Origin of the sequence: Janthinobacterium sp. UMAB-56, from assembly GCF_900095265.1 — a bacterium.
GTDB lineage: Bacteria > Pseudomonadota > Gammaproteobacteria > Burkholderiales > Burkholderiaceae_D > Janthinobacterium.
Window position 1 is genome coordinate 1 of record NZ_LT607723.1, and the last position, 233, is coordinate 233.

The window sequence follows — 233 nt, forward strand, 5'->3', positions numbered from 1 at the left end:
GCCGACCCCATGTACCCATCCGACGCCGAAGGCTTCCACGGCTACCTGCGCGCCGGCGCCGGCAGCAATACTTCGGGTGACGGCGGTTCGCAAGGCTGTTTCGGCCTGGGTGGCAATACCATGAAATACCGTCTGGGCAATGAGTGCGACGCCTACACGGAATTCGGCTACACCAAGTCCGTCGCCAAGTCCGGCGGCGTGAACTACCTGGCCACCATCTGGGTCAATGCCTA

General features: G+C 62.7%; 1 protein-coding gene. It reads left to right on the forward strand.

Features of this window, described 5'->3' with window-relative positions:
- On the forward strand, window positions 1–233 hold a 233-nt coding region (locus tag K0F85_RS28430; RefSeq protein WP_219119142.1), incomplete at both ends, for a carbohydrate porin.